Source organism: Mucilaginibacter panaciglaebae (assembly GCF_039539265.1).
Taxonomy (GTDB): Bacteria; Bacteroidota; Bacteroidia; order Sphingobacteriales; family Sphingobacteriaceae; genus Mucilaginibacter; species Mucilaginibacter panaciglaebae.
Genome location: NZ_BAABCV010000013.1, coordinates 40981 through 66299 on the forward strand (window position 1 = coordinate 40981; position 25319 = coordinate 66299).

Annotated in this window: 27 protein-coding genes and 1 pseudogene; 6 read left to right on the forward strand and 22 right to left on the reverse strand. The window is 42.5% G+C overall.

Annotated elements, in window-relative coordinates:
- The 21 genes from ABD772_RS16045 to ABD772_RS16145 all read right to left on the reverse strand — a co-directional run bounded on the left by ABD772_RS16045 (position 1) and on the right by ABD772_RS16145 (position 19437).
- Positions 1-1608: a complex I subunit 4 family protein gene (locus tag ABD772_RS16045; protein ID WP_345106730.1), complete on the reverse strand. Its 1608-nt coding sequence runs from the start codon at positions 1606-1608 to the stop codon at positions 1-3.
- 15 nt (positions 1609-1623) lie between these two features.
- Positions 1624-3681 (reverse strand): NADH-quinone oxidoreductase subunit 5 family protein, encoded by a 2058-nt coding sequence (locus tag ABD772_RS16050; RefSeq protein WP_345106733.1) that lies wholly within the window; start codon positions 3679-3681, stop codon positions 1624-1626.
- 14 nt (positions 3682-3695) lie between these two features.
- Positions 3696-4001 (reverse strand): NADH-quinone oxidoreductase subunit NuoK, encoded by a 306-nt coding sequence (nuoK, locus tag ABD772_RS16055; protein ID WP_345106735.1) that lies wholly within the window; start codon positions 3999-4001, stop codon positions 3696-3698.
- Positions 3998-4531: an NADH-quinone oxidoreductase subunit J family protein gene (locus ABD772_RS16060; RefSeq protein ID WP_345106738.1), complete on the reverse strand. Its 534-nt coding sequence runs from the start codon at positions 4529-4531 to the stop codon at positions 3998-4000. Before ABD772_RS16060 ends, nuoK begins: the two co-directional genes overlap by 4 nt.
- 14 nt (positions 4532-4545) lie before the next feature.
- Positions 4546-5136: a NuoI/complex I 23 kDa subunit family protein gene (locus ABD772_RS16065; RefSeq protein WP_345106740.1), complete on the reverse strand. Its 591-nt coding sequence runs from the start codon at positions 5134-5136 to the stop codon at positions 4546-4548.
- Positions 5137-5221: 85 nt separating this feature from the next.
- Positions 5222-6292, reverse strand: coding sequence for an NADH-quinone oxidoreductase subunit NuoH (gene nuoH / locus ABD772_RS16070; RefSeq protein ID WP_345106741.1), 1071 nt, complete (start codon positions 6290-6292; stop codon positions 5222-5224).
- A gap of 119 nt (positions 6293-6411) precedes the next feature.
- The gene (gene murI / locus ABD772_RS16075) at positions 6412-7257 is read right to left on the reverse strand and encodes a glutamate racemase (RefSeq protein ID WP_345106743.1); all 846 of its coding nucleotides are present in this window, start codon (positions 7255-7257) and stop codon (positions 6412-6414) included.
- A 77-nt stretch (positions 7258-7334) separates the two neighbouring features.
- A complete protein-coding gene (locus ABD772_RS16080; RefSeq protein WP_345106745.1) occupies positions 7335-7874 on the reverse strand; it encodes an OmpH/Skp family outer membrane protein in 540 nt (179 codons plus the stop codon).
- A gap of 52 nt (positions 7875-7926) precedes the next feature.
- Positions 7927-8457 carry an OmpH/Skp family outer membrane protein gene (locus ABD772_RS16085; protein ID WP_345106748.1) on the reverse strand — a complete coding sequence of 177 codons (531 nt, stop codon included), beginning with the start codon at positions 8455-8457 and terminating at the stop codon, positions 7927-7929.
- 12 nt (positions 8458-8469) lie between these two features.
- The gene (bamA, locus tag ABD772_RS16090; protein ID WP_345106751.1) at positions 8470-11019 is read right to left on the reverse strand and encodes an outer membrane protein assembly factor BamA; all 2550 of its coding nucleotides are present in this window, start codon (positions 11017-11019) and stop codon (positions 8470-8472) included.
- A 63-nt stretch (positions 11020-11082) separates the two neighbouring features.
- Positions 11083-11823: an undecaprenyl pyrophosphate synthase gene (gene uppS / locus ABD772_RS16095; RefSeq protein ID WP_345106754.1), complete on the reverse strand. Its 741-nt coding sequence runs from the start codon at positions 11821-11823 to the stop codon at positions 11083-11085.
- Between the two features lie 261 nt (positions 11824-12084).
- Complete coding sequence (gene porG / locus ABD772_RS16100) at positions 12085-12858, reverse strand: type IX secretion system protein PorG (RefSeq protein WP_345106757.1); 774 nt, start codon at positions 12856-12858, stop codon at positions 12085-12087.
- A 9-nt stretch (positions 12859-12867) separates the two neighbouring features.
- Positions 12868-13749 (reverse strand): NAD kinase, encoded by an 882-nt coding sequence (locus ABD772_RS16105; protein WP_345106760.1) that lies wholly within the window; start codon positions 13747-13749, stop codon positions 12868-12870.
- 83 nt (positions 13750-13832) lie between these two features.
- Positions 13833-14495, reverse strand: a complete 663-nt coding sequence (locus ABD772_RS16110) for a CBS domain-containing protein (protein ID WP_345106763.1) — start codon at positions 14493-14495, stop codon at positions 13833-13835.
- Positions 14496-14497: 2 nt separating this feature from the next.
- Complete coding sequence (locus ABD772_RS16115) at positions 14498-15259, reverse strand: alpha/beta fold hydrolase (RefSeq protein WP_345106766.1); 762 nt, start codon at positions 15257-15259, stop codon at positions 14498-14500.
- Between the two features lie 101 nt (positions 15260-15360).
- On the reverse strand, positions 15361-15810 hold the full coding sequence (locus ABD772_RS16120) for a GatB/YqeY domain-containing protein (RefSeq protein WP_345106769.1): 450 nt from the start codon (positions 15808-15810) through the stop codon (positions 15361-15363).
- A gap of 100 nt (positions 15811-15910) precedes the next feature.
- Positions 15911-16669 (reverse strand): SDR family oxidoreductase, encoded by a 759-nt coding sequence (locus tag ABD772_RS16125; protein ID WP_345106771.1) that lies wholly within the window; start codon positions 16667-16669, stop codon positions 15911-15913.
- Between the two features lie 75 nt (positions 16670-16744).
- Positions 16745-17476: a type IX secretion/gliding motility protein PorT/SprT gene (gene porT / locus ABD772_RS16130; protein ID WP_345106775.1), complete on the reverse strand. Its 732-nt coding sequence runs from the start codon at positions 17474-17476 to the stop codon at positions 16745-16747.
- On the reverse strand, positions 17473-18204 hold the full coding sequence (ubiE, locus tag ABD772_RS16135; protein ID WP_345106778.1) for a bifunctional demethylmenaquinone methyltransferase/2-methoxy-6-polyprenyl-1,4-benzoquinol methylase UbiE: 732 nt from the start codon (positions 18202-18204) through the stop codon (positions 17473-17475). The genes porT and ubiE overlap by 4 nt, the downstream gene beginning before the upstream one ends.
- Positions 18205-18294: 90 nt before the next feature.
- Positions 18295-18792 (reverse strand): GNAT family N-acetyltransferase, encoded by a 498-nt coding sequence (locus ABD772_RS16140; RefSeq protein WP_345106781.1) that lies wholly within the window; start codon positions 18790-18792, stop codon positions 18295-18297.
- A gap of 141 nt (positions 18793-18933) precedes the next feature.
- Positions 18934-19437: a VOC family protein gene (locus tag ABD772_RS16145; protein WP_345106783.1), complete on the reverse strand. Its 504-nt coding sequence runs from the start codon at positions 19435-19437 to the stop codon at positions 18934-18936.
- Between the two features lie 196 nt (positions 19438-19633).
- On the opposite strand from ABD772_RS16145, the gene yihA reads away from it, so the two are divergent.
- The 6 genes and pseudogenes from yihA to ABD772_RS16175 all read left to right on the forward strand — a co-directional run bounded on the left by yihA (position 19634) and on the right by ABD772_RS16175 (position 24495).
- Positions 19634-20269, forward strand: a complete 636-nt coding sequence (yihA, locus tag ABD772_RS16150; RefSeq protein WP_345106786.1) for a ribosome biogenesis GTP-binding protein YihA/YsxC — start codon at positions 19634-19636, stop codon at positions 20267-20269.
- 62 nt (positions 20270-20331) lie between these two features.
- Positions 20332-20697: pseudogene (locus tag ABD772_RS16155) on the forward strand (endonuclease domain-containing protein); the annotation flags it as partial.
- Positions 20698-20797: 100 nt separating this feature from the next.
- Positions 20798-21679: a UbiA-like polyprenyltransferase gene (locus ABD772_RS16160; RefSeq protein ID WP_345106789.1), complete on the forward strand. Its 882-nt coding sequence runs from the start codon at positions 20798-20800 to the stop codon at positions 21677-21679.
- Between the two features lie 108 nt (positions 21680-21787).
- On the forward strand, positions 21788-21919 hold the full coding sequence (locus tag ABD772_RS16165) for a hypothetical protein (RefSeq protein ID WP_345106791.1): 132 nt from the start codon (positions 21788-21790) through the stop codon (positions 21917-21919).
- A 74-nt stretch (positions 21920-21993) separates the two neighbouring features.
- The gene (locus ABD772_RS16170) at positions 21994-23694 is read left to right on the forward strand and encodes a M3 family oligoendopeptidase (RefSeq protein ID WP_345106793.1); all 1701 of its coding nucleotides are present in this window, start codon (positions 21994-21996) and stop codon (positions 23692-23694) included.
- Positions 23695-23838: 144 nt separating this feature from the next.
- Complete coding sequence (locus ABD772_RS16175) at positions 23839-24495, forward strand: hypothetical protein (protein WP_345106796.1); 657 nt, start codon at positions 23839-23841, stop codon at positions 24493-24495.
- Between the two features lie 124 nt (positions 24496-24619).
- Here ABD772_RS16175 and ABD772_RS16180 read toward each other — a convergent pair whose 3' ends face one another.
- Positions 24620-25279, reverse strand: coding sequence for a phosphatase PAP2 family protein (locus ABD772_RS16180; protein WP_345106799.1), 660 nt, complete (start codon positions 25277-25279; stop codon positions 24620-24622).
- Between the last annotated feature and the right edge of the window lie 40 nt (positions 25280-25319).

Sequence of the window (25319 nt, forward strand, 5' to 3'; positions counted from 1 at the left end):
TTATTTGGTTAGATGTAAAAGTTGCACCAAAGCCAATACCGAGTAGTTGATCTTACCAAACACCAGCGATGGCATTACACCTAAAGCTAATACCATAATTGATAAAGGCAACAGCGTAATAATTTCGCGGGCATTTAAATCTGTCAGGGCTATCTTCCAGACATCGCCCCCTTTTAGTGATAGCGAGCCAAAGTACATGCGTTGTAGCGTCCACAAGAAATAGCAGGCACTTAATAATATACCCACCGCGCCGCAAACCGATAGCCAGTAAGGCAGCAAGCCATTAACCGTTGGTGATTTAAACGCCCCCGCTAAAGAGAATGCCTCGGCAATAAAAGCCGAAAAACCCGGTAAGCCTAATGAAGCAAAAAATGCAATCATCACAAAAACGGTGTACTTTGGCATGAGCGAACCCAAGCCCCGGAAGTTGTAAATATCGCGGTCATGCACACGATTATAAACTACACCTACTAAAAAGAACAGCATAGTAGATAAGAAACCATGACTTACCATTTGAATTACCGCACCGTTCAAACCTTCGGCTGTTTGTGAGGCAATACCCAGCAAAACAAAACCCATTTGCGACACGGACGAATAGGCGATAACCTTTTTCAGATCGCGCTGTGCAAGAGCATTTAAAGCACCGTATATAATGGAGATGACACCAAGTACACCGAGCCAATATGCGCCGTTAGTGGCCACATCAGGGAATATACTCATACAGATACGGATGATACCATAACCACCAATTTTTAACAAAATAGCCGCCAGTATAATTGATACCGGGGTAGGCGCCTCAACGTGTGCATCTGGCAACCAGGTATGTAAAGGCACCACGGGCACTTTAATAGCAAAAGCGACAAACAATACAATAAACCCTAATGTACGTGCAGATATCCCTAATAAGGTATGATGATTGATAATTGAAAAAATACTGTCGGCATCATAATTAGCCGGGTTCATCATATAAACCATGTTGAAGGTATGGGCGCCGGTTAACGGATCAGTAACAGACAGGTACAGACCTATCATCACCAGCAACATAAACACCGAACCAAACAAGGTATACAGGAAGAACTTGATAGCCGCGTACTCTCGCCTTGCGCCCCCCCACATACCAATCAGGAAGTAAAGCGGCAATAGCATCAGCTCGTAAAAGATATAAAACAGGAAGAAGTCCAGCGAGCAGAAGACGCCCATTACCGCCATATCCAGTATCAGGAACAGCACAAAAAAACCCTTCAGATTACTTTTGATCTCCCACGACGCCAGCGCAGCAATAACCAGCACCAGCGACGACATAATTAACAAGGTTATAGATATACCATCAACCCCGACAAAGTAATCCATTTGCATGTGCCCCATGCTGCCCAGGTTTACATTTATCCAGGGCAATTTCTGCACAAATTGAAACTGGCTTTCGTTAGCTACTCCCGCAAAACCGGCGCCGCTTTTAAAGTTCAAATACAAACCAATACTCAGGCAAAACTGTACCAGTGTTGCCGCCAGCGTAATATATTTAAAGCTGTTGCGCATGGTCGAAGGCAGCAAGGCTATTACCAGGCCAAACAACAACGGTATAAATATGAGTAGGGTTAGTTGGTTCATTTTATGATTAATGTATCAAAAAGATAAATAAATAATAAGCGCTAACACAACGGCCAGCATACTGAATAAATAATATTGCACCTTACCGCCTTGAAACCGGCGCACAAAATTAGCGGTTATCTTAACAATGAAAGTAAGCAGGCGCGATATTCCGTCAATAACGTTATAATCAAACCATCCGGCAAGCCTGGCTATGCCGACAGCTAAATTTGATAAACCATTGATGAAACCGTCAATCACTACACGATCAACCCATGAAAGTACTTTGCTGACACCCAACACGGCATTTACAATAGCCCGGTTATAAAATTTATCGATGTACCACTCGCGGTATGACAAGTGAAAGAAAAAGCCAGTCTGTTTAAAGATCAATAACTTACGACCGGTATAAATGGCCCATGCCCAGTAAATCAAAAACAAACTCAGAATATTTATCCCCACCGGGATGATAGTATGGTAAATATTTATCCGCTCCAGATGGATTGAGCCAAAGCCCGTAAAGATCCAGGCATGTTCGTAAATAAACGGATTCAAAGAGAACAGCGGAAACAGCGACGCCGCGCCCAGAAATACCAATGGCACGCGGTATTGCCAACCACCATCACTAACGTGATACTGAACGTGGGGATGAAATTGCTCCAACCTGAATTCGCCAAAGAACACTTTAGCAATAAGTCTGGCCACATAGAAGCCGGTTAACCAGGTAGTGATGATAGCTCCTATCGGGATCAATCTGAATAGCGGGTTTTTACTGTCCGACCAATCGACAGCCTGCACCAAAATACCATCCTTAGATAAATATCCCGAAGTGAAAGGTAAACCTATCAGCGCCAGACCAGCAACCACAGCCACTAAAAATGTAAGCGGCAGTTTTTTGCGCAAGCCACCCATGTAAAGTATATTTTGCGGGTCGATATCCAGGTTGTTATCTTGTTTAATATGCTGCATTTCATGGATCACCACCCCTGCTACCAAAAAAAGTGCACATTTAAAGAAGGCGTGCGTAACCAAATGAAACAGTGAAGATGCATAAGCGCCAATACCCATTGCCATCACCATAAAACCTAATTGCGATATGGTTGAATATGCCAGGATACGTTTCAGATCGTTTTGAGTCAGAGCGATGGTTGCAGCCATGAAAGCGGTGAAGCAACCTACTATAGCCAATATATCTAACTCGGCAGTAGTGAACATCAGGTAAACGCGACCCAATAAAAACACCCCTGCTGCCACCATCGTTGCAGCGTGGATCAATGCCGATACGGAGGTTGGCCCTTCCATCGCGTCAGGCAACCAGGTATGTAGTGGAAACTGTGCCGACTTAGCAGCCACGCCCAACAAAATACCACCAAAAGCAACATACTGCCAAATGGCAGGCAAGCTACCGGTTGGCCCTAACCAAACGCCGTTTTGCACCGTTGATTGACTTATAAAGCCACCATCACCAAAAAGCTGAATAATATCGAATGTATGGTATTGCGCAAACAGGGTCATGATAGCAGTTAATAAACCGATATCCCCTATTCTGTTCATTAAAAATGCTTTCTTGTTGGCCTGAACGGCCTTCTCTCGTGTAAACCAAAAACCTATAAGCAGGTAAGACGAGAAACCAACCAACTCCCAGAAACCATATAGCAATATCATGCTATCGACTACCACCAGTGCCAGCATGCTAAAACAAAACAAGCTCAGGTAAATAAAGTAACGATCATAATTCTCGTCATGCTTCATGTAGGCAGTCGAGTAAATGTGCACAGGCAGAGCTATCACGCAAACCAGCATGAGCAGTATGACCGACAGGTTGTTGAGTAAAATACCGGCATATAACTGCGTATCGCCAATGGTAAACCACAACTGTTGTATGTGTATCTGATGGCCGTTCCAGGTTTTGCTGAACACTACCACCGATAACACAGCTGCCGCTAAAATGGCTAAAGTTGATATTACACCCGAAGCCTTGTTATTCTTACCCGGCAAAAGACAATTTACCACGCAGGCAAAAAGCGGCAATAACACCGCAGCCACAGCGAAGCAAATAGTTGACAGATCGTAGTATGGTAATGGTGTATTCAAATTTATCAGCCCTTTTAATCCCTCAAATTATTGATCTTATCCGGATCAATAGTCTTATATTTTTTATAAACATTTAATATTATGGCCAACGCAACGGCCGTGGTTGCAGCAGCCAATACGATAGCAAACAAGGCAAACAGGTTACCGCCATTGCTTATCTTATCATATTTGCCAAAGGCCACCAGGTTTAATATGGCAGCGTTGAGCATTAACTCAATTCCTATCAAAATTTGGATTGCATTGCGTTTAACAACGATCATATACAGGCCGATACAAAACAATGCGGCGCTTACTATTAAAAAATCAGTTAGCGTGATCATGCGTCTGTGCGCTCCTTTCTGGCCAGGTGGGCTGCGCCTACTAAGGCCATCATCAGCAAGATAGATATCGCCTCAAACGGCAATAAATATCGTGTCATCAGATTGATACCAATATTTTCGACGGTCGAATCGTGAGTTCGTAGTGCGGTGAAATTATGCTGCGCCGTTTGTATCCATTGTAAATGATCTGCGTCAGCTTTGTATAACACGTTTACCATCACCACAAAAAACAGTATAGCTAAAAGTAAAGCCAGTACTTTGCCGAGACTGATAAACTTACTTTCCTGCTTTTGTACCAGCTCCAGATTTTCTTTACCCGATAACATAAAGGCAAATAATATCAGCACCAGCACGCCGCCCACATAAATAACAATTTGGGTAACGGCTATAAAGTCGGCCATACATAACACATAAAGGCCGGCCAGTCCAAACAGCGTTATAAAAAACATGAATATGGAGCGCACCAGGTTTTTGCTGCCGGCTACAAACAATGCCGACCCAATAACTACCACCGCTAATACATAGAACATTATCCGCATCAAAGTCATGCGCTGCCCTCCTTTTTGTTCAAGGCAGCCAATTTAGCGGCCTGGCGCTCGGCCAATTGATTTTCCAGCAATCGGCGTTTTTCGGCAGCAACATCAGCGGGCATATCTGCAAACTCGTAGGTCAGATCTTTCAGTTCAAAAAAGCTCCGGTCATATTGGTTAGTCATTACAATACACTCGGTAGGGCAAACAATGGTGCACAAACCGCAGTACATGCACTTAGCCATATCAATATCAAACTTGGCGGCATAAATACGTTTTGTTGTTCCGTCGGATGTCTGGCCAATGGCCTCGGTAGCTTTAATAGAGTCAATGGTAATACAATCAACCGGGCAGATCTTGGCACAAAGATCGCAGACAATGCAGTCGTCTATCTCTACATCCAACTGGTAACGTCCAACCTCCGGCACCGGCAGCTGCTGGTGCGGATACTGGATGGTATTGGTGGTACCTTCTAACTGCTTAAAGTAATTATTATCGCTTATATGGCTCACCTGCCTTTTCGAGTTACCCGAAACCAAATGCTTAAAGGTCAGAGAAAGACCTTTTAAGGCAGTAGTAAATCCGTTTATAGCTTTAATTATCACTTTATATTTATTTTTATTACACCGATGAGTCTTAATTACACCGATTTTCTCTTAATCTCTAATTAACCAATCTCTAATCGCCTCCTTACATTAACCATAGCCGCCAGACACCCGATATCAGCATACATACAAATGCCAGCGGGGTTAGCACCTTCCAGCATAGATTCATGAGCTGGTCTACCCTTAAACGCGGCAGCGTCCAACGGATCCACATTTGCACAGCAATCAAACCCAATGTTTTTGCCCCTATCCACAAAATACCCCAGGCGGTACCCGTTGTCCAGTCGGCCAGGCGCACAATGCCTATATTTGGCAGCGGCGTATTCCAGGCACCCAGAAACAAAATTACGGCGACCATCGAAACCAGGAACATCATTGCGTACTCTGCTAAAAACACCAACGCAAACTGTAAACCGGTAAACTCGGTGTGAAACCCCGCTACCAGTTCAGACTCAGCCTCAGGGATATCAAAAGGCGCCCGGTTACTTTCTGCCAATGAGGCGATAAAGTAAACGATAAATGCAATGATCAGATGTGGTGCCCTAAATATGTTCCATGATAATATTCCGCCTGTCGCTGATACATCCCAAAAACCCAGAAATTTTGTTTTTTCGTGCGATAAAACACCTTGTTGTAACGATATAGTTTGCAGGTCTAAACTTTGAGCGATCATCACTACCGATATCAGCGCAAAACCTGCGGGTATTTCGTACGATATAATTTGTGCGGCGGAGCGCATAGCACCCAATATGGAGTATTTATTGTTCGAACCCCAACCGGCCATCAGGATACCAAGTGTCTCTATAGAAATAATAGCCAGGATATAATACAGCCCGATATTAATCTTTGCAGGAACCAGCCCCGGAGCCCAGGGCAGTGCGGCAAAACCCAGATAAACCGCTACGAAGATGATCAACGGGGCCATTAAAAACAACATCTTATCAGCCGAAGCCGGAATGATCAGTTCTTTTTGTATCAGCTTGATAATATCGGCTACTGTTTGAAGCAATCCATATTTACCTACTTCGGTTGGCCCCAATCTATCCTGAATAAAAGCCGAAAGTTTGCGCTCGGCATAAACGCCAAAAAGCGTAAACACGGCTACAAAAACAAATAAGCCTATCGCAATCAGGAAATATGTAATATAAAAGTTCAACTGCTTTGCTTTAGATGCAAACTTAATAAATTTTAGGGTGATTGAATTGATTAGATTATATAAAAACTACCTTTCTGATAGTAATTTATTAAAAAAAGAAAGAAGCATTACAATATCGACTATTTGCAGCTAAACTCTGTGACCGACACAAATGATGATTTTACGGGCGCAGCAAAGAACCGCGAGGCATGATGGTCAAACTCGGCTGTATCATCTGTCGTTGTATAAAACTCTCGTTTGCCGGTTTTGCTTAATTTTTGTTCTAATTCCGGATGACGTTGCAAATAGTCGGCCAGGCTTTTTGCCACAATATCCCCCTGAGCAATCACATTGATATTGTCAGGCAAGTGGGCTTTAATTTTATGCTGCAATAACGGATAATGGGTACAAGCCAACAGTATGGTATCAATATCCGGCGACTGAGCCATCAGTTGATCCAGATATTCTTGTATAAAGTAATCAGAACCCGGCTTCTCGTACTCGCCGCTCTCAACCAGCGGTACCCATAGCGGGCAAGCTTGCTGATACACTTTCAGTTCGGGGAAGAATTTTTGTATTTCGATGGGATATGATTCTGATCTTACAGTGCCAACAGTTCCTAATACGCCGATATTTTTCGTAGATGAAAAATCGCCGATAACTTCTGCCGTGGGGCGAATGACGCCCAGTACCCTTTTTGAAGCATCAAGCGCTTTCATATCTTTCTGCTGAATAGTACGCAGTGCTTTGGCCGATGCGGTGTTACAAGCCAGGATAACTAGCGGGCAGCCCTGCTTAAACAGCCATTGCACACACTCCCAGGTATATTGATGGATGGTGTTAAATGACCGGTTGCCATACGGAGCACGGCTGTTATCGCCCAGGTAAACATAATCATAACCGGGCAGTTGTTCTGCGATGGAGCGAAATACGGTTAAACCGCCTATCCCCGAATCAAAAATACCTATGGGATGATTTTCCGGCATGGTGAGATGATATGAATGATCAAAAATAAAAAAAGCGCCTCATAATCAGAGGCGCTCTTTTTAATGTCATATAGTAATTATTTGCCGGCAGCAGGAGTAGCTGTAGCAGCAATACCTAATTTAGCTTTAACAGCAGGCAACAAATCGTCGGTTGTTGGAGCAACAATTAAAGTAGTACTTGATGTATCAATTACATAAGTGTAACCTTTTTCTTTAGCAACCTGTGTAATTGCAGTTTTTGCTTTGTCAAGCAGTGGCTTCATCAGCTCTTCGCCTTTTTGTGCAACTTGTTGCTGCGCATTATTTTGGTAATCTGTGGCACGCTTGTTAATGTCATTCAGTTCAGCTTGCTTGGCAGTTCTCTGAGCATCAGTCATTGTTGCTTGTTTAGCCTGGTAATCGGCAGATTTAGTTTGCAGTTCATTACCAAGACCTTGCAAAACGTCAACAAATGTTTTTCTATAAGCGTCAACTTGAGCAGTAACGGTTTTGTACTCAGGCATTACCGGGATCAATTCGTTAGTATTAATATAGCCGATCTTTGATTGCGCTTTGGCAAAGTTGCCCATCGATACCATACATACTACGACTAAAGCAACTTTAAATAATTTTTTCATTGTCTTTGTTCTATGTGTTTTAATTTAATTCGCGATTATATATATAAAAATTTTATTTAGCAAATACACCTGGTTTCAGCCCTAAACGGGTGATCACTTCGGCGCTTTTATCATAACGGGGATTTGCATATAACATTATCACCTCGCTGTTTTTATCAAAGATCATATCCAGGTTTTCGGCTTCGGCAACGGCTTGCACTGCTTTAGCTACTCTGTCCTGAATAGGTTTCATTACTGCGCTGCTTTTAGTTTCCAACTCTCCATTTGGGCCAAATTTCTGGCGTTGAAAATCTTTAGCTGCCTTTTCTTTGGCAACAACCTCGTCCTCGCGGCGCTTTTTCATATCAGCCGATAATAAAACCTGATCGGCCTGGTAAGCTTTGTACAATCGGTCCACTTCCTGAAAACGACCATCAACTTCTTTTTGCCATTGGTCTGACAATGCCCCCAATTGTTTTTGGGCAGATACATAATCAGGCATATGTTTCAGGATATAATCAGAGTCTACATATGCAAAACGCTGTGCCAAGGCTGCTGTGAAACCTAAAAACGTAAAAGCCAGCATTAAAATTACCTTCTTCATCAATTTTTTTTCTTAGTTAAAACCACCGCTTAAGCTTTGTGATATGGAGAAACTAAATTGTCCCTTATTAGCGGTAGGTATACCGGGGATAGGGTCGAAGCCGTAACCATAATCCAAGCCAAGCAGACCAAAAATAGGTAAAAATATTCTTGCACCAACACCCACTGATCTTCTGACATTGTAAGGGTTAAATTGCGAGAAATGATCCCACACGTTACCACCTTCAGCAAAAGCCAGCATAAATATAGTAGCCGATGAACTGGTAATAACCGGGTGGCGTAACTCGAAAGTTAATTTATCATAAATAGCCGCGCCTGGGTTATTGTTAGCAGTGTAATTCGATCCAACCGGCACGATAGAAAAGTTTTCGTAACCACGTAAGCCTATAATATCGCTACCCTGTAAAAACTGATAGCTCTGCATACCGTCGCCGCCTAACTTAAAGCGTTCAAACGGCGAACCCGGAACAACGGAGTTATACTCGCCTAACCAGCCAAAACGGGTTTGAGTCATTAATGTAAATTTACCGGCCAGGTGTATAAACCATTGCGCATCAAACTTAACTTTATAATACTCTACAAAGTGATATAACTGCTCCTGGGTGGGCGGCAATTTATAGTTGATATTATTAAATAACGAGTAAGGCGGCGTTCCCTGTAAAGTAAATTTGATATTTGAACCACCTGTAGGGAATATTGGCGATCCTTCTAACGAGTTACGCGAAAGTTCCTGTGTTAATTTAATGTTGTACGATGTACCATTTGAAAACAAATAACCGGGATAGTTATCCAGATTATAATGGTCAAAGTTTAATGAATAGTTTAACTGAAAGCGATTGTCAGGCCATTTTAAACGCTTACCCAAAGTAACGCCAATACCGTTAATACGCAGGTTGTTATAGTTCGGATCGGTTTTGGCATAATACTGACCGGTAGAACTTAATTGAGTGTAAGCAGTAACCGAAAAGAAGATCGGCCTCTTACCACCTAACCACGGCTCAGAAAAAGTAAACGAATAGTTTTGATAAGTACGGCCACTTGACTGGCCTCTGATACTCAATTTTTCGCCGTCGCCTTTAGGCAACGGTTTGTAATCTTTCAGATGAAAAATATTTTTAATAGCAAAGTTATTGAACGTCAAACCTAAAGTACCCACAAACTGGCCGCCACCAAAGCCACCTGAAAGCTCAACCTGGTCTGATGGTTTTTCAACCACATTGTATATTAAATCAACTGTACCATCCTGCGGGTTATAGTTAACCGGTCTCGGTTCGGTTTTCTGATCGTCAAAGTTTCCTAACTGACCAATGATACGTGTACTTTCAATCAAAGCAGCCTTGTTAAATTTCTGCCCCGGTAAGGTTTGTAATTCGCGCAATACTACCTTGTCATTGGTAACGTCATTACCTTTTACCGTTACACGGTTAATGGTGTATTGCGGGCCTTCATAAATTCTGATATCCAGATCAACGGTATCATGTGCTATGCTGGTTTGTACGGGATCAGAGTTATAGGTTAAATAGCCATCATTTAAATACAAGGATGCTACGTCGTCGCCCTGAGGGCCTCCGCCGCTTAGCCGTTTGCTCAATAATTCTTCGCTAAATACATCGCCTTTTTTAAGGCGTAATACCTGATTCAACTGCTGGTCGGTAAACTTAGCATTGCCAGACCACTTAATGTTACCAAAATAGTATTTAGGGCCTTCATAAACTTTAATTTTTACATCAACCGTTTGATAATCGTGCCTGGTTACGGTATCACTTATCAAAGCTGCGTCGCGATAACCTGCAGCCTGCATTTTCTCAATCAGGGTTTGCTTGTCTTCGGTATACTTATCTTCTTTAAACTTCTTTGAACCAAAAAGGTTGTACCATTTACGGCTGCGGGTTTTTGATAAATAGCTGCGTAGCTTACTATCAGAGAATGCCTTATTACCCTCAAAGGTAACTGAGTTTATCATTACCTTTTTACCCTTATTAACCGTTACATCCAATATTAAACTATTGGGGTCGCCCGGGTCAGGTCTTTGTTTGATATCAACTGTAGTATTTAAAAAGCCTTTCTCGTTAAAGAAACGTTTAATAACGTCAGTAGTATGCTTTAACAGGTTAGTGTTTACCACCTTACCTTTATCATCCAGTTTTTTGTTGATATCGTCTATCTCGCCTTTATGCAGGCCTATTAAATGTAACCTTGACAAACGAGGCAGCTCTTTTACGGCTATTTCCAGATAAACGGTATCATAAGCTAAGCGGGTAATGTAAAGCTGTACGTCGTCAAATAAATTTTCTTTGTACAGATTTCTGATAACAGTGGCACTCGCTTCGCCGGGTAATAATATTTTATCGCCCTTATTGATCTTCGCTATCTGCGCAAGTACGTCCTTGTCCAGGTGTACGGTACCTGTAATATTTATGCCCCCTATAATGTACTCCTTTGGGTTTAAATAGTTCAAAGTATCAGACGTTGACATTTTGAAAGCCGACTGGTTCTGTCTGACCTGCGCTATGGCAGCAGTGCTTATGATAGAGAAAAGAATAGCAAAAAGAAATTTATTCATTCGTATATTTTAGTGGGCTAAAAATAATTTATACAGTTGTTAAAATTTGTTAAAAGAAAAAATTTAGTTGACTTGCTCACTTGTCTTACCAAAACGGCGCTCGCGCTTCTGGTAATCCAGTATCGCTTCAAACAAATCTTCCTTTCTGAAATCGGGCCATAGTTTCTTTGTAAAATACAATTCGGCGTAAGCAATTTGCCAAAGCAGGTAGTTGCTTATGCGATACTCGCCACTGGTTCTTATTAACAACTCCGGATCGGGCATATCACCGGTATACAGGTTACGCCCAAAAAGGTCTTCGTTTATATCTTCAATATTAATCTCGCCCGATTTTACCTGCTGCGCTATACTTTTAGTTGCGTGTACAATTTCGCGGCGCGAGCTGTAGCTTAATGCCAGTGTCAATACCAACCCTGTATTTTTAGAAGTGGTTTTAATGGCATTGGTTAATTCTTCATAGCATTTTTCGGGCAGCATATGCAGATCGCCGATTGCATTAAGGCGAACATTTTTATCCATAAAGTTTTTAATTTCTTTATTGATAGTGCTCACCATTAATTCCATTATGGCCATAACTTCCAGCTTGGGGCGATTCCAATTCTCTGACGAAAAAGTATATAGTGTTAAATACTTGACCCCCAGATCAACCCCGCCTTCAACAACATCCCTCACAGAAAGTACGCCATTATGATGGCCGAATATTCTTAATTTGCCTTTCTCCTTCGCCCATCTGCCATTACCATCCATAATGATAGCTATATGCTCAGGTAACTTTAACAAATCAATCTGGTCCTTATAACTCATTTCCTTTACCGGTCAATAAAAGCTCTGATAGCTCTTGTAAAACGTGTTTTTTGGATAAACCCATATTTAAAATAACACGTCGCGTAACTATGCTTTTATTAAATAGTGCCTAAATTTTCAGGTGACAAAGGTAAAACTTACTTTGTACTTTTTTAGTATGCAGTTAAAAAGAAAGTTTACACAAAAAATTAGCAGTCTTTTGGTTGAATATTGATAATTAAAAGCTTAACTGATTGTTTTACCCAAAGAGATATCTGCATGCTATCGTTCATAATAGCATTTTGGGGTAATAAAGGTATATGAAACAGATACGCCGGTAAAGAAGTAAGTATCGTGCGGGCGCAGGTCGCCACGTTGGGTACCGGAGGCACCAATTTGTGTAGCTGAACGATCAGACAATGCTGCGCCTGTCGGGTCATTAAATATACTTTTGTTGGGATATACGCCGCTTACATCATCCAGATAATCAGTATAAGCGGTACGATAACTTAAATTAGCGGCTAATGTTAACCTGCCGGCTATATTATATTTAATGCCAATACCAAAGGGTACAGCTATTGTATTATTTTTATAAGCCACACCTTCGGTTTGAAAATACCGCAGCTCATAAGTTTGCCCCTGATAGTTAGCCCTTGGATTATAATTTGTATAGGCTATTCCAAATAATACATAAGGCGTATATACATTTTTAGATACTGAGGGTATATACTCCATAAAGTTAAACTCGGCTGTCAAGCTGGCCTCTAACAGGCGTGTGGTAAAACTCAAATTACGTATGCGGTTTTGTTGATTGGACGAAACGCTGTCGGCAGCACTAATGATGCCGTAGTTAGCCCCCGCACCCAAAGAAATATAGCCGTTAAAGTTATACCGCAAAAAAGCCCCTGCAGCAACACCCGAAACTTTCAATGGATTTTTTTGATTCAGATCACCCATGTAACCGCTTCCGCCGCCAAAGCCGCCTATCTCCCAGGTTTGCGCCCTAAGATTAAACGACAAGACGAGTAACAGAATTACAAGTAAGGATCTACGCATTCAACATCTTTAATAATTGCGGGCGTCAAGGCCCCACAATAATTTGTTTCTTAACGTTGATAAATAACTTTCATTATTTAAACGGATAAGATTCAACTCAAAACTTGTCTTCTTTACCGTGAAGCGCATAGGTTTGTCAATAACTTCGGTCCGCGAATCCCGGGATAAAATATAGTTAGCATTGCGCGATTCCACTTCGAACGAAAGCACGCTGCAATCGGGCAATACAATTGGCCGTACGTTTAGGTTATGCGGGGATACCGGCGTAACCACAATACTGTTCGACTCGGGGAATATTATTGGCCCCCCGCAGCTCAATGAATAAGCTGTTGAGCCGGTTGCCGTAGCAATGATAATACCATCGCCCCAATACGAGTTCAAAAATCCGCCATCCAGGAACATATTGGTGGTGATCATGGCCGAATCGTCGCGCTTATGGATGGTGATATCGTTCAATGCAAAGTTATCTGTACCAAACACATTTAACTCCGACTCGATACTTAGCAACCCCCGGCCATCTAAAGTATATTCATTGTTAATGACGGCATGGATAGCCGCCGCAATATCGTTTTTGTTGACACTCGCCAAAAAACCTAATCTGCCAAAGTTTATCCCTATAACCGGTACACCCGAGTCGCGGATAACGCTCACCATATCCAGCAAGGTACCATCGCCACCCAAAGTGATAAAAACATCCACCACACCCTTAATACGGTCGCCCTCATTCAATACAGTGTAAGCTGTAGTATCTATTCTATCTTTTAAATAATTGCTTAGTTGGTGATGAATATAAATATCGACCGAGTGTTGTGCCAGGTTGTCAAACACCTGTTGTATAAATGGTATTACTGCCTGGTCATTAAACGGTCTGCCGTATACTGCTATCTTCATGGATGTTTGTTGGTCGATAGACGATAGTCTATGGTCTATAGTATTTTTATTATAACCACGGTCTATGGCTCATCTACTATGAACTACAAATTAAGATAATTCATCAGTGAAGCATATCTCTCCATCGCACCGTCTTCGTGCTCACTGTTGTTAAACGTAGCTTTTACGTCGTATTCGTAGCGTAAAAACGTAGCTATAATATTCGAGATATCTGTTTTGTTTACCTTGAGCGTAACCTCCATACGGGTCGAATCTGGGAAAGTACGCACGTACGAACTTAATATCTGCGCATTATCAGACTCTACTATTTGAGACATATGCGCCAGTGAATTGTTTTTGTTATTGATATCGAGTATAATGATACCGCCTGGCTGGGCTACCGATGCAATGGTAGCAAAATATTCATTCATGCGGTTAATAGGTATTAACCCCAGGTAATTCCTTTTAATATCAAGCACAGGCACTACGCTCAATTGCTGCTCATAGAACAAGCGGATTACGTCATAAACATGCTGATCTTCGCGCACGTATGGATTTACCAATGACAACCCCAATGCGCCAACCTCGGTCTGAGCGTCCATTTCCGGCAATATATCGCTTTCGGCAAGCAGTCCCAGAAATTGCTCTTCATTTACAATAGGCAAATGGCGCACACGAAACTCAACCATACGGTCAAGCACTTTCTGAATGGTATCAGAGGTGTGTACCGGTGGTATTGCGTCAGCTATTAACTCGCCTGCAAACATGGCTATGCTCCTATTTTTTGTAAAAACCCTTTTAATATACGGTTAAACTCCTGCGGATGTTCCATCATTGCTGCATGTCCGCATTTGTCTATCCAGTGCAATTCCGAATCTGGCAGCAATTCGTTAAACTCCTCGGCCACCTCAGGCGGCGTAATTTTATCGTTTTTGCCCCATATCAATGAAACCGGCATATGTATTTTATGCAGGTCTTTTTTCATGTTATGGCGTATGGCCGATTTTGCCATAGCTAACAATCTGATCACGCTATGACGGTCATTAACTACTTTATAAACTTCGTCAACTAACTCCGGTGTAGCAACTTTTGGATCATAAAAAGTATACTCAACCTTTTCTTTCACAAACTCCATACTTTCCCGCCGCGGAAAAGAGCCGCCGAAAGCGTTCTCGTATAAACCCGAACTACCGCTTAAAACCATGGCACGTAGTTTTTCGGGATGTGCCAGTGCGTATATTAAAGCTACGTGGCCACCTAATGAGTTGCCCAGCAAAATAACGTTCTCCAACTTTTTATACTTAATAAACTTATGTAAGTATTTAGATAACGTTTTTACCCCTGTTGTTATTACCGGTAAATCGTAAACCGGTAGTAAGGGTAAAATAACACGGTATTTGTGCCTGAATTCTTCAATAACCTCTTCCCAGTTGCTCAAGCCGCCCATTAAGCCATGCAGCAGCAATAGCACCTGCCCTTCGCCCTCATCGATGTAACTAAAACCATGTTCCTCTTTCGGCACGAAACTCATATAGATATAATGTATAAAGTTAATTTTATAAGGCCCACAGCCTTTTTATTCGCTATAAAAATAGCTTATTGCAGTTTACCTGCAACAATAAAACAAATAATTTATGCCAGTAATTGTTTTACTACCTCAGATATCGTTCTGCCGTCGGCCTGGCCTGCCAGCTCTTTATTAGCCATACCCATAATGCGGCCCATGTCCTGCATACCGGTTGCCCCAATGCGGGCCATCAACTCCTGGATATAACCCTCAACCTCAAAACGGGTCATTTGCTGCGGCAAATAAGGCTCAATTACAGCTATTTCGCTCATCTCGATCTGGTAAAGATCATCACGCTCCTGAGTTTTATAAATCTCTGCCGACTCCTTGCGTTGTTTAACCAACTTTTGCAAAACTTTGATCTCTGCCTCCTGAGTCAATTCCTCGGCAGCACCTTTTTCTGTTTTAGCTAATAATAAAGCCGATTTGATAGCCCGCAATCCCGCTAAACGCTCAGCCTGTTTAGCCAGCATGGCCAATTTTATGTCCTGATCTATTTGTGTTATTAATGACATCTTTTTAATTAGTGAATTATTGAATGAGTGATTGAGTGCTTTATTTCGGTGTTTGATTTCGGACTTTATATCTATCAATCAAGTCATCTGCACATTTACACTATTTTCTTACAATGTTTGACGCTGTTGCCTGGGCGGCAGGCATGATCAGCAGTTCGTTGATATTGACATGCTTTGGCCGCGACACTACAAAGAATATCGTATCGGCTATATCTTCGGCTACCAGCGGCTCGAAACCGTCATATACCTTTTTAGCACGTTCTTTATCGCCGTGGAAGCGCACTTCAGAGAATTCGGTCTCAACCGCACCCGGATGTATAGCAGTTACTTTAATTCCGTGTTGCACCAGGTCAATACGCATACCTTTGCTCAAAGCATCAACCGCATGCTTGGTAGCACAATATACGTTACCATTGGGGTAAACCTCCTTACCGGCTATTGATCCCAAATTAACGATATGGCCTTTGCCATTCTTGATCATCCAGTTTGACACCACCCTGCTTACGTAAAGCAGACCTTTAATGTTGGTGTCAATCATGGTATCCCAGTCGTCAATGTCACCTTTTTGAATGGGATCAAGTCCCTGGCTCAGTCCGGCATTGTTGATCAGCACATCTACCTTTTTCCACTTAGCCGGTAAGTTTTCAAAATTCGTGGTTACCGCTTCACGGTCGCGCACATCAAAAGCGCAAACAGCAACTTCGGTATCGTATTTTTTATTGAGTTTTGCGGCCAGCTTTTCCAGGCGGTCGGCCCGGCGGCCGGTAAGTATCAGATTATAGTTTTCGCGCGCAAACAGTTCTGCACAAGCCTCGCCAATGCCGGCAGTAGCCCCGGTAATTAATGCAATTTTAGCCATGGTATACTATAAATTCATGCGAAATTAGCCTTTTTCGCCGGTAATTAAACATTTTATGCCCAATAAGCCGGCAGCTTATTCAAAATACAGGCTAAACATCAACGTGTGTAACGACAATTTGTTTATTGGTGTTGAATAAGGATTATCCTCGTGCAGCATGACGTCACCGAATGAGTTTGAGAGTTTAATTTCTGGAGACAATTTAAAAAACTCGAAATAGATATCGCAGCCTAAGCCAGCCTCGTACGAGCCGAAACCGCGGATATTTTTGAGATGCTTATCTATCGGTGCCAGTGAAGCATCGGCGTTCGATTTGGTGCCGATAGCCTGGCTATACTTAAGCCCGCCTAAAATATATCCCCTGAAATTGCCGATACGGTCCGACTTGATCTTGATAGATAAAGGCAGGTCCACCGAGGTAGATTGAACCGTTTTACTGGTATTAAGCGATTTATCAGTATACGTATAATTGGCAATTCTGTCGGCAAAAATCAGCGAGGGGGTGGTTCTCACCTCTAAATGTTCCGTGATCCGGTAGCGGTACAAAAAACCTACGGCAAAACCTTGCGAACTTGGCGAACCTATACTGTTCAATGAATCCGTTACCTTGACATTATCGTTGTCAAAATAAGGCTTGCGCCAGTCGGGCATCTTATCTATCTTAAAATAACTGTTGACATAGCCAAAGCTAAAACCAAAGCTCCTATCGGCCTGATCTGCGCCCCCGCCCCACTTTGGTACCTGTGCCAACAGTTTGCTGCCGCAAAAAAGCAACGCTATAATGAGCAGATACCGGTGTTTAATCATTTAATGCCCGTATAAATTGAACAAATACCAAACGCTAAAGGCCTGCATTTGGTATGCTTAAAGCCTACCCTATCCATCACCGCTACGAAATCTTTACCGTGCGGAAAAGCCGCCACCGACTCAGGCAGGTAAGAATAAGCTCTTGAATCTTTAGAGAAAAGCTTACCAATACCCGGCGTGATATAATTAAAGTAAAACCGGTACAATTGTTTTATGGGGAACGCTTTTGGTTTAGAAAACTCTAATACCACAGCTTTACCACCCGGTTTTAAAACGCGGTTAATATCGGCCAACCCCTTTTCCAGATTTTCGAAATTACGCACACCGTAAGCTACCGTTACTGCGTCAAATTCACCGGCTTCAAAAGGCAGCTTTTCTGAGTCGCCAAGCTTAACTTCAAATTTATGTCCAAGGCTTCGTTTAGCTATTTTTTGTTTGGCAATATCCAGCATCCCCTGCGAAATATCGACGCCGACGATCTTATCAGGATTGAGGATAGCAAGCGCCTCGAAAGCAAAATCGCCGGTGCCGGTAGCTACATCAAGGATCAATTTCGGCTGATCTTCTTTTAATTCATTGATAGCTTTTTTTCGCCAGATGATATCAATACCCAACGACATGAAATGATTCAAAAAATCATAGGTCTTGGAGATATTATTAAACATATCGGCCACCTGCTCTTTTTTGGTGCCCTGCTCCTGGCTGTACGGTATTACGGTTTTGCTCATAGTATTGCGGGCAAAGATAAGGATTAGAGATTAGTGATTGGAGGTTAGGTATTGAAGATTGATCTGGCTAAAGTTTTTACCAAGTCTTTTTTAATTTTTACTTTTTAATTCCTTCACCATCCAAATAGTACACGCAAAGTGCCCCGAGCTACCCAAAGCATGATCTATCGGTTCAAACCCAGCTTTATGATACAAGCTCACAGCCTTGGTCAGTTGCGGGAAGGATTCCAGATACAAATGCGTATAACCCAAATCTGCGGCAGCCTCAAAACATTTGTTCAGCAGCATTTTGCCAATGCCCTTGCCGCGGCTGGCGGCTGTAAGATAAAGTTTTACCAGTTCGGCATAGCCTGCCGGCAAACCTGCTGTGGGATAAACGCCACAACCGCCCAACAGCATACCGTCTTGTTCAGCTATAAAATAGCAACTGCCCGCTGTTTGGTTAAAAAGCTCAAATAGCGCATCGGTTGTAGGGTCTGAATAAACGGTGCCTTGTCTGGGCACGTTAAACTCTTCCAATGATGCCCGGATGATTTTAGCCAGCTCGACATTGTCAGCAGGCCGGATAGGGCGTAATGTGATAGACATGGGGCAAAGGTACACCTCTGATTAGTACTCTCCAAAAGCAGGCTATGTCATTTCGGCCAGCGGGAAGAACTATATACCTGCCTTCACTCGCGATTGATTTGCTTGCATATCCCGCTACGCCCGAAATGACATAATCTATTATTATTTCTCGTCAACAGTTGAATTTAAAGCCAGCAGTCCTTCAACATCCAGCCTGCGCGTAAACATTTCGATATTGCCATTTGCTTCGCGGGGCCACTCTTCCCGCGGGCGATCCCAGTAAAGTTCTACGCCATTTCCATCAGGGTCATCTAAATAAATAGCTTCGGACACACCATGGTCTGATGCACCGGTGAGAGGGTATTTTGCTTCGATCAATCGTTTCAAAATTGCCGCCAGGTCTTTGCGTTCGGGATATAGAATAGCAGTGTGAAACAATCCGGGTGCATGGCGTGGAGCCGGTGGAGCGCCTTTACTTTCCCAGGTGTTTAAGCCGATGTGATGATGATAACCGCCTGCAGAGATAAACGCGGCCTGATCGCCATACATTTGTATTTTTTCAAACCCCAGCAATCCGCAGTAAAAATCAAGCGAGCGTTGCAGGTCGCTCACTTTTAAATGTACGTGGCCGATGCGGGTTTGTGCAGGTATTTTATATTCTGACATTTCTCGAAGATTATTATATTAACGATTGACTAATGATTATTAAATGTTTAAACATCAAATATAACATTTAGAACCGGGTTAATTCTAAGTTAGTTAAGTAATTACAATAAAGTGATATTGCATTTATATAATTCAGACAAACCTAATCTTCAACCTTCAATAACTATCTTCATTCACTTATCACTACCTTTGCCCCATGGTAATAAAATCTGCCGAGTTTATTTGCAGCAACACCCAGATCTCCAAACTACCGCCGCCGGTAAAGCCCGAGTATGCTTTTATCGGTCGGTCAAACGTAGGCAAGTCATCATTGATCAATATGCTAACGGGCAAAAAAGGGTTGGCTAAAACCTCGCAAACGCCGGGTAAAACGCAGCTGATCAATCATTTTTTAATTAATGATAACTGGTACATTGTCGATTTACCGGGCTATGGTTATGCCCGGGTATCTAAAAGCAAAAAAGAGGATTGGAACAAATTCATCCAAACTTACCTGGATAAACGCGAAAGCCTTCAATGTGTGATGGTACTGATTGACAGCCGGCTTGATCCGCAGAAAATAGACCTGGAGTTTTGCAACTGGTTAGGCGAAAAGGGATTGGCATTTGTGCTGATATTTACCAAAGCCGACAAACAATCGGCAGTAAAAACAGATCAAACGGTAGCCAAATTTAAAAAAGCGCTGCTAACCACCTTTGACGAGGTACCGCAGTGCTTTATCACATCGTCAGAAGAACAGCTTGGACGCGATGAAGTTCTGGGTTTTATCAGCCAGGTGAATACCGGGTTTGAGGTGCCGCCATATTATGATTCCCCTCTTGCGAGGGGTTAGATGTGTTACGATAGCCATACCACGCAAGATCATTTCCTTATAAACCCTATTTAAAAGAGTTAGCAAGGCAGCTAAGAAATGACAGTACTTTGGGCGAAGTATTACTTTGGAATAAATTAAAAAATAAACAATGTTACGGCTATGATTTTCAGCGTCAAAAACCGTTATCAGATTTCATAGTTGATTTCTATTGCTATGAATTAAATTTGGTCATTGAAATTGATGGACATTATTATAACCACGAAGAAAAACATAATTTAGATCAACTGAGAGACCAAAAACTCAAGGCATATGGTTTAACTATAATACGTTTTAGTGAACAGGAGGTGCGGAAAGATATGTTAAATGTTTTAAGGACAATTGAAAAGCATGTCGTAGAACACACCCCTAACCCCTCTCAAGAGGGGAACCACGGCGGGATATTATAATTCAAATAATATAACAAAAAATAAAGGACCTCTCTTGAGGGGGGTGCGGTTGACAAGTGCGGCCGCAGGGGGTGTGTCCTCGCCACTATCATCATAAACAATGAAAAAATATCTATCATTAGTAACTTTCTCGCATACCATATTCGCTATGCCATTTGCCTTTATTGGCTTCTTTTTGGCAGTAACTACTACCAACTACGTTTTTGAGTGGCAAAAGCTTTTGATGATGGTGCTGTGTATGGTATTTGCACGAAACTCTGCCATGGCATTTAACCGTTATCTTGACAGAGATATTGATGCCAAAAACCCGCGTACCAAAGTGCGCGATATTCCGTCGGGCCGTATAAGTGCCGCATCAGCCTTGACTTTTACCTTGGTTAACTGTGCCCTGTTTATTATTACCACCTGGTTTATTAATCCTATTTGTTTTTACCTGTCGCCGGTGGCTTTACTGGTGGTGCTGGGGTATAGTGCCACGAAGCGTTTTACGGCGCTTTGCCACTTGGTGTTGGGTTTAGGCTTATCGTTAGCCCCCATCGGGGCCTATTTGGTGGTTACGGGTAAGTTTGATTTGCTACCAATATTCTTCTCGCTGGCTGTACTATGCTGGGTGAGCGGTTTCGATATTATTTATGCTTTGCAGGACGAAGATTTTGACCGTACCGAAAATCTGCATTCTATACCGGCTTACCTGGGTAAGGTAAACGCCTTGCGATTGTCGACGTTTCTTCATGTACTTTCGGCGGTGTTTATAATACTGCCGGCAATTTATACCACGGTAGGTTTGTTTTACTATGTAGGTATTATATTTTTCTGTGTGATGCTAACCTATCAGCACCTGTTAGTAAAACCAAACGACCTGAGCCGGGTGAACTTTGCGTTTATGACCACAAACGGTATTGCCAGTGTGGTTTTTGCCACCTTTTTTTTGTTAGACAGAGTGCTGTTGCCGCATGGGATGATTTTTGGGATACGTCTTTAAAGTGATCCAAAAAATGACTTAAAAGTCATAAAAAGTGATCCAAAGTGATCCACCAATTCAGGACAAATACCATTAACTACCTAATTATAAATTAGTTGAGATTTAAAAATGATCCAACTGATCCAAACTGATACACATTCGCGCGTGGATCACGCGTATCCTTTGATAACCGATATCAAAATGCTGTTTGAAGTTGTGACTTCGAATAAACCTGCAGTTTGCAACTACTTCGGCGACTAATTTTACATTTCCACACTTTCACTCGTCCTTAACAATTTGCACATTTGCATATCTGCACATTTACGCATCAGAAAATGATCCACAAAAAAACAAGAACATATATCCCGGCCCACCTGGAAATTAAATGGGAAACATTGGAGCCTATTTACAAGGACCTTTTAGAGCGCCCTATCAATTCAACCGAAGAACTGGTACAATGGCTGCATGACCGCAGCGAAATAGAAGCGGCGTTAGAAGAGGATTTTGCCTGGCGCTATATCCGCATGACCTGTGATACCGCAAGCGAGCAGCTATTAGCCGATTTTCAATACTTCGCCACCGAGATCGAACCAAAAATTGCCCCTTACAGCAATGAGCTCAACAAAAAGTTAGTGGCCAGCAAATACCTGGACAAACTGGACAGCGACAAATACTTCATTTACCTGCGCGGTGTTAAAAAGTCGCTGGAGTTGTTCCGCGAGGAAAACATACCGCTGCAAACCGAAATACAGGTTGAGCAACAGAAATATCAATCGATAAGCGGCTCCCTATCGGTACATATCGGCGATAAAGAATATACCTTAGAGCAGGCCGCTGTATTTTTGAAGGATACCGACCGCGCCAAACGTCAGGAAGTCTGGGAAAAGATAACCACACGCCGTCTGCAAGAAAAAGAAAAACTGGACGACCTTTTTGACCACCTGCGCGCACTACGCCATAAAGTAGCGCTGAACGCCGGTTTTGAGAACTACCGCGATTACAAATTCCAGGAACTGGGCCGTTTCGACTATACCCCGCAGGATTGTTATGCGTTCCATGAAGCAATTGAATTGGAGATCGTGCCTATCCTGCGTGAACAAGCTATACAACGTCAGGAGGCTTTGGGTCTGGAAACTTTGCGCCCCTGGGATATGGATGTGAATACATCGGGCAAGCCGGCATTAAAGCCATTTAACAATGGCGGAGAACTGATCGAAAAATCAATCCAATGCTTCCGCAATATCAACAGTTATCTGGGCGAACGCCTGGAGATCATGAAAGACAACAACCTTTTCGACGTAGAAAGCCGCAAAGGCAAAGCGCCGGGCGGGTATAACTATCCGCTGTCAGAAACCGGTGCGCCGTTTATTTTCATGAACTCGGCCAATACTTTTCGCGATCTGACAACCATGGTTCATGAAGGTGGCCACGCGGTTCATACGTTCTTAACTGCCGATCTGGAACTGAACGATTTTAAACATTGTCCGTCGGAGGTTGCGGAGCTGGCTTCTATGTCGATGGAGTTAATATCAATGGATAACTGGGACGTGTTTTTTGATAACGGGGAGGATTTGAAACGCGCCAAACGCGATCAACTGGTAGACGTATTGAAAACGCTTCCATGGGTAGCTGTGGTCGATCAGTTTCAACACTGGATCTACACCAACCCCGATCATACAGCAGCCGAGCGCGCCGAGGCGTGGTTACAGATATATGAGCCATTTGGAGCTGGCTTTGCCGACTGGAGCGGCCTTGAAGAAGCCGAAGCCAATCTGTGGCAAAAGCAACTGCATATCTTCGAGATTCCGTTTTATTATATTGAGTACGGATTTGCTCAATTAGGTGCCATTGCCGTATATAAAAACTATAAAGAAAACCCGGGTAAAGCCTTGCAGCAATACCTGAATGCCCTAAAATTAGGTTACACCAAGACCATTAAGGAGATTTACGAAATCGCAGGTATTAAATTTGATTTCAGCGCCGGTTATGTAAAAGAGCTGGCTGAATTTATTAAAGCCGAAATTGATAAACTATAAAGACAAACTGTCTGTTTATCAGTTAAATATCATTTTAGTCAATTATATAAGGTGTGGCCGGAAAGCCACACCTTATTTGTTTATGCCAATGTCATAAACCGCCCGCATAAACCATTTTGGTACGGTTTTAGGGAGAGTATAGGTATGAAAAAGATAATTTTAATTTCCGCATCATTGATATTATCTGCGTTTGCCGGCTTTGGCCAGACATTAAAACCGGTAGCTATTGATAGTGCAGTTACCGTGTCATTACCCGAAGCGTATACCAAAACGGATACACTCGGCCAGCAGATATATTCATCAAATTCGCCATTAGGTTATGTAGTAGTTCTGCGTACGCCCAATGCCAAAAACACAGCGCCGCTTCAACATGAGAGCGATCTGGATAAAGTGCTTAAAGAAAATATAAAAAACATACAAGCCGGAACCGATTATGCCAGTGCTCAGTATGTCAGAGATACCACTATCGGTAAGTTAAAAGCAAAAACCTTTACGCTGCAAACCGATAACGGTGGAGGCGATATCCAGCTTAGAAACATTGTATTGTTGTATACCAATGCAGCCACCTATATTTTTGAGTACGCCTATCCCAATGCCCGTAAAGAAATGGTATCCGGCGAGTATAAATCCTTCGTCAACTCCATTAAACTGGCACCGACGCTTGATCGGCATGACCAGTATGTGTCAAACTCAAAAGGGGTTTCGGCCACCTGGTTAATTGTGATAGCTGGTATTATTCTGCTGATCATAGGAAGCATTTACTGGTATCGCCAGCGACAAAAGAATCTGGAGCTGGAATAATGTGATTTAATGAAAGCCTTGCCCTATGGCAGGGCTTTCATCTTAGAATTTAGTCGAGATCAGAACTTACCATACAAGTCTATTTCAAAAACTTGCAATAATGTATCATGATACAGGGGATAGCTTATTGTTTAAACAACCCTTTATCCCACTTGGCCCGTTTGATAAATTCGCGATTTTCTACCCACCATAACCAAATCACCGTAACTACCACACCGGTAGCTGAGCCGGCGGTAACATCCTCAAAAAAATGCTGGCTCAAATACATGCGTGAATAGCCAACTAAGGCAGCCAATAATAATAAGGGAAACCCCCAGAACTTGTTTTTTGCCCAGTATGCAATAATGATAGCAGTTGAAAAAGCAGTAACGGTATGCCCCGAAGGGAAACTATGATAACTTAATTGATCTGTACCTGCCACAAAATGGATTCGGCTCAGCTGATCATGGAAATATAATTTAGGTCGTGGCGCCGCAAATATAAATTTTAACGACTGGGCTACTATCCCCGAACTAAGCGCATAACTACCAAGCAAGATGAAAGCCTTTCGATAACTGAACAGCATACATATCAAAGCAATAGTAATCGTTGTCCAACCATTGCCAATATCGGTGACATATGGGGCGATGGTATCAGCCCAAGGCCAGTTGCGGGTATTTACGCTAAAATAGATCTCCTCCCGGGTATGTGTGAGCTTGACGATGAGGCAGATACCTATCAGTATCAGATAGGGTATGAAAAAGAATCTTACTTTATATAAAACGTCCTTTATTCCGATATTCATAGGTGCAAAGTAAGCATATCCTAATAAAAAAATGGTTATG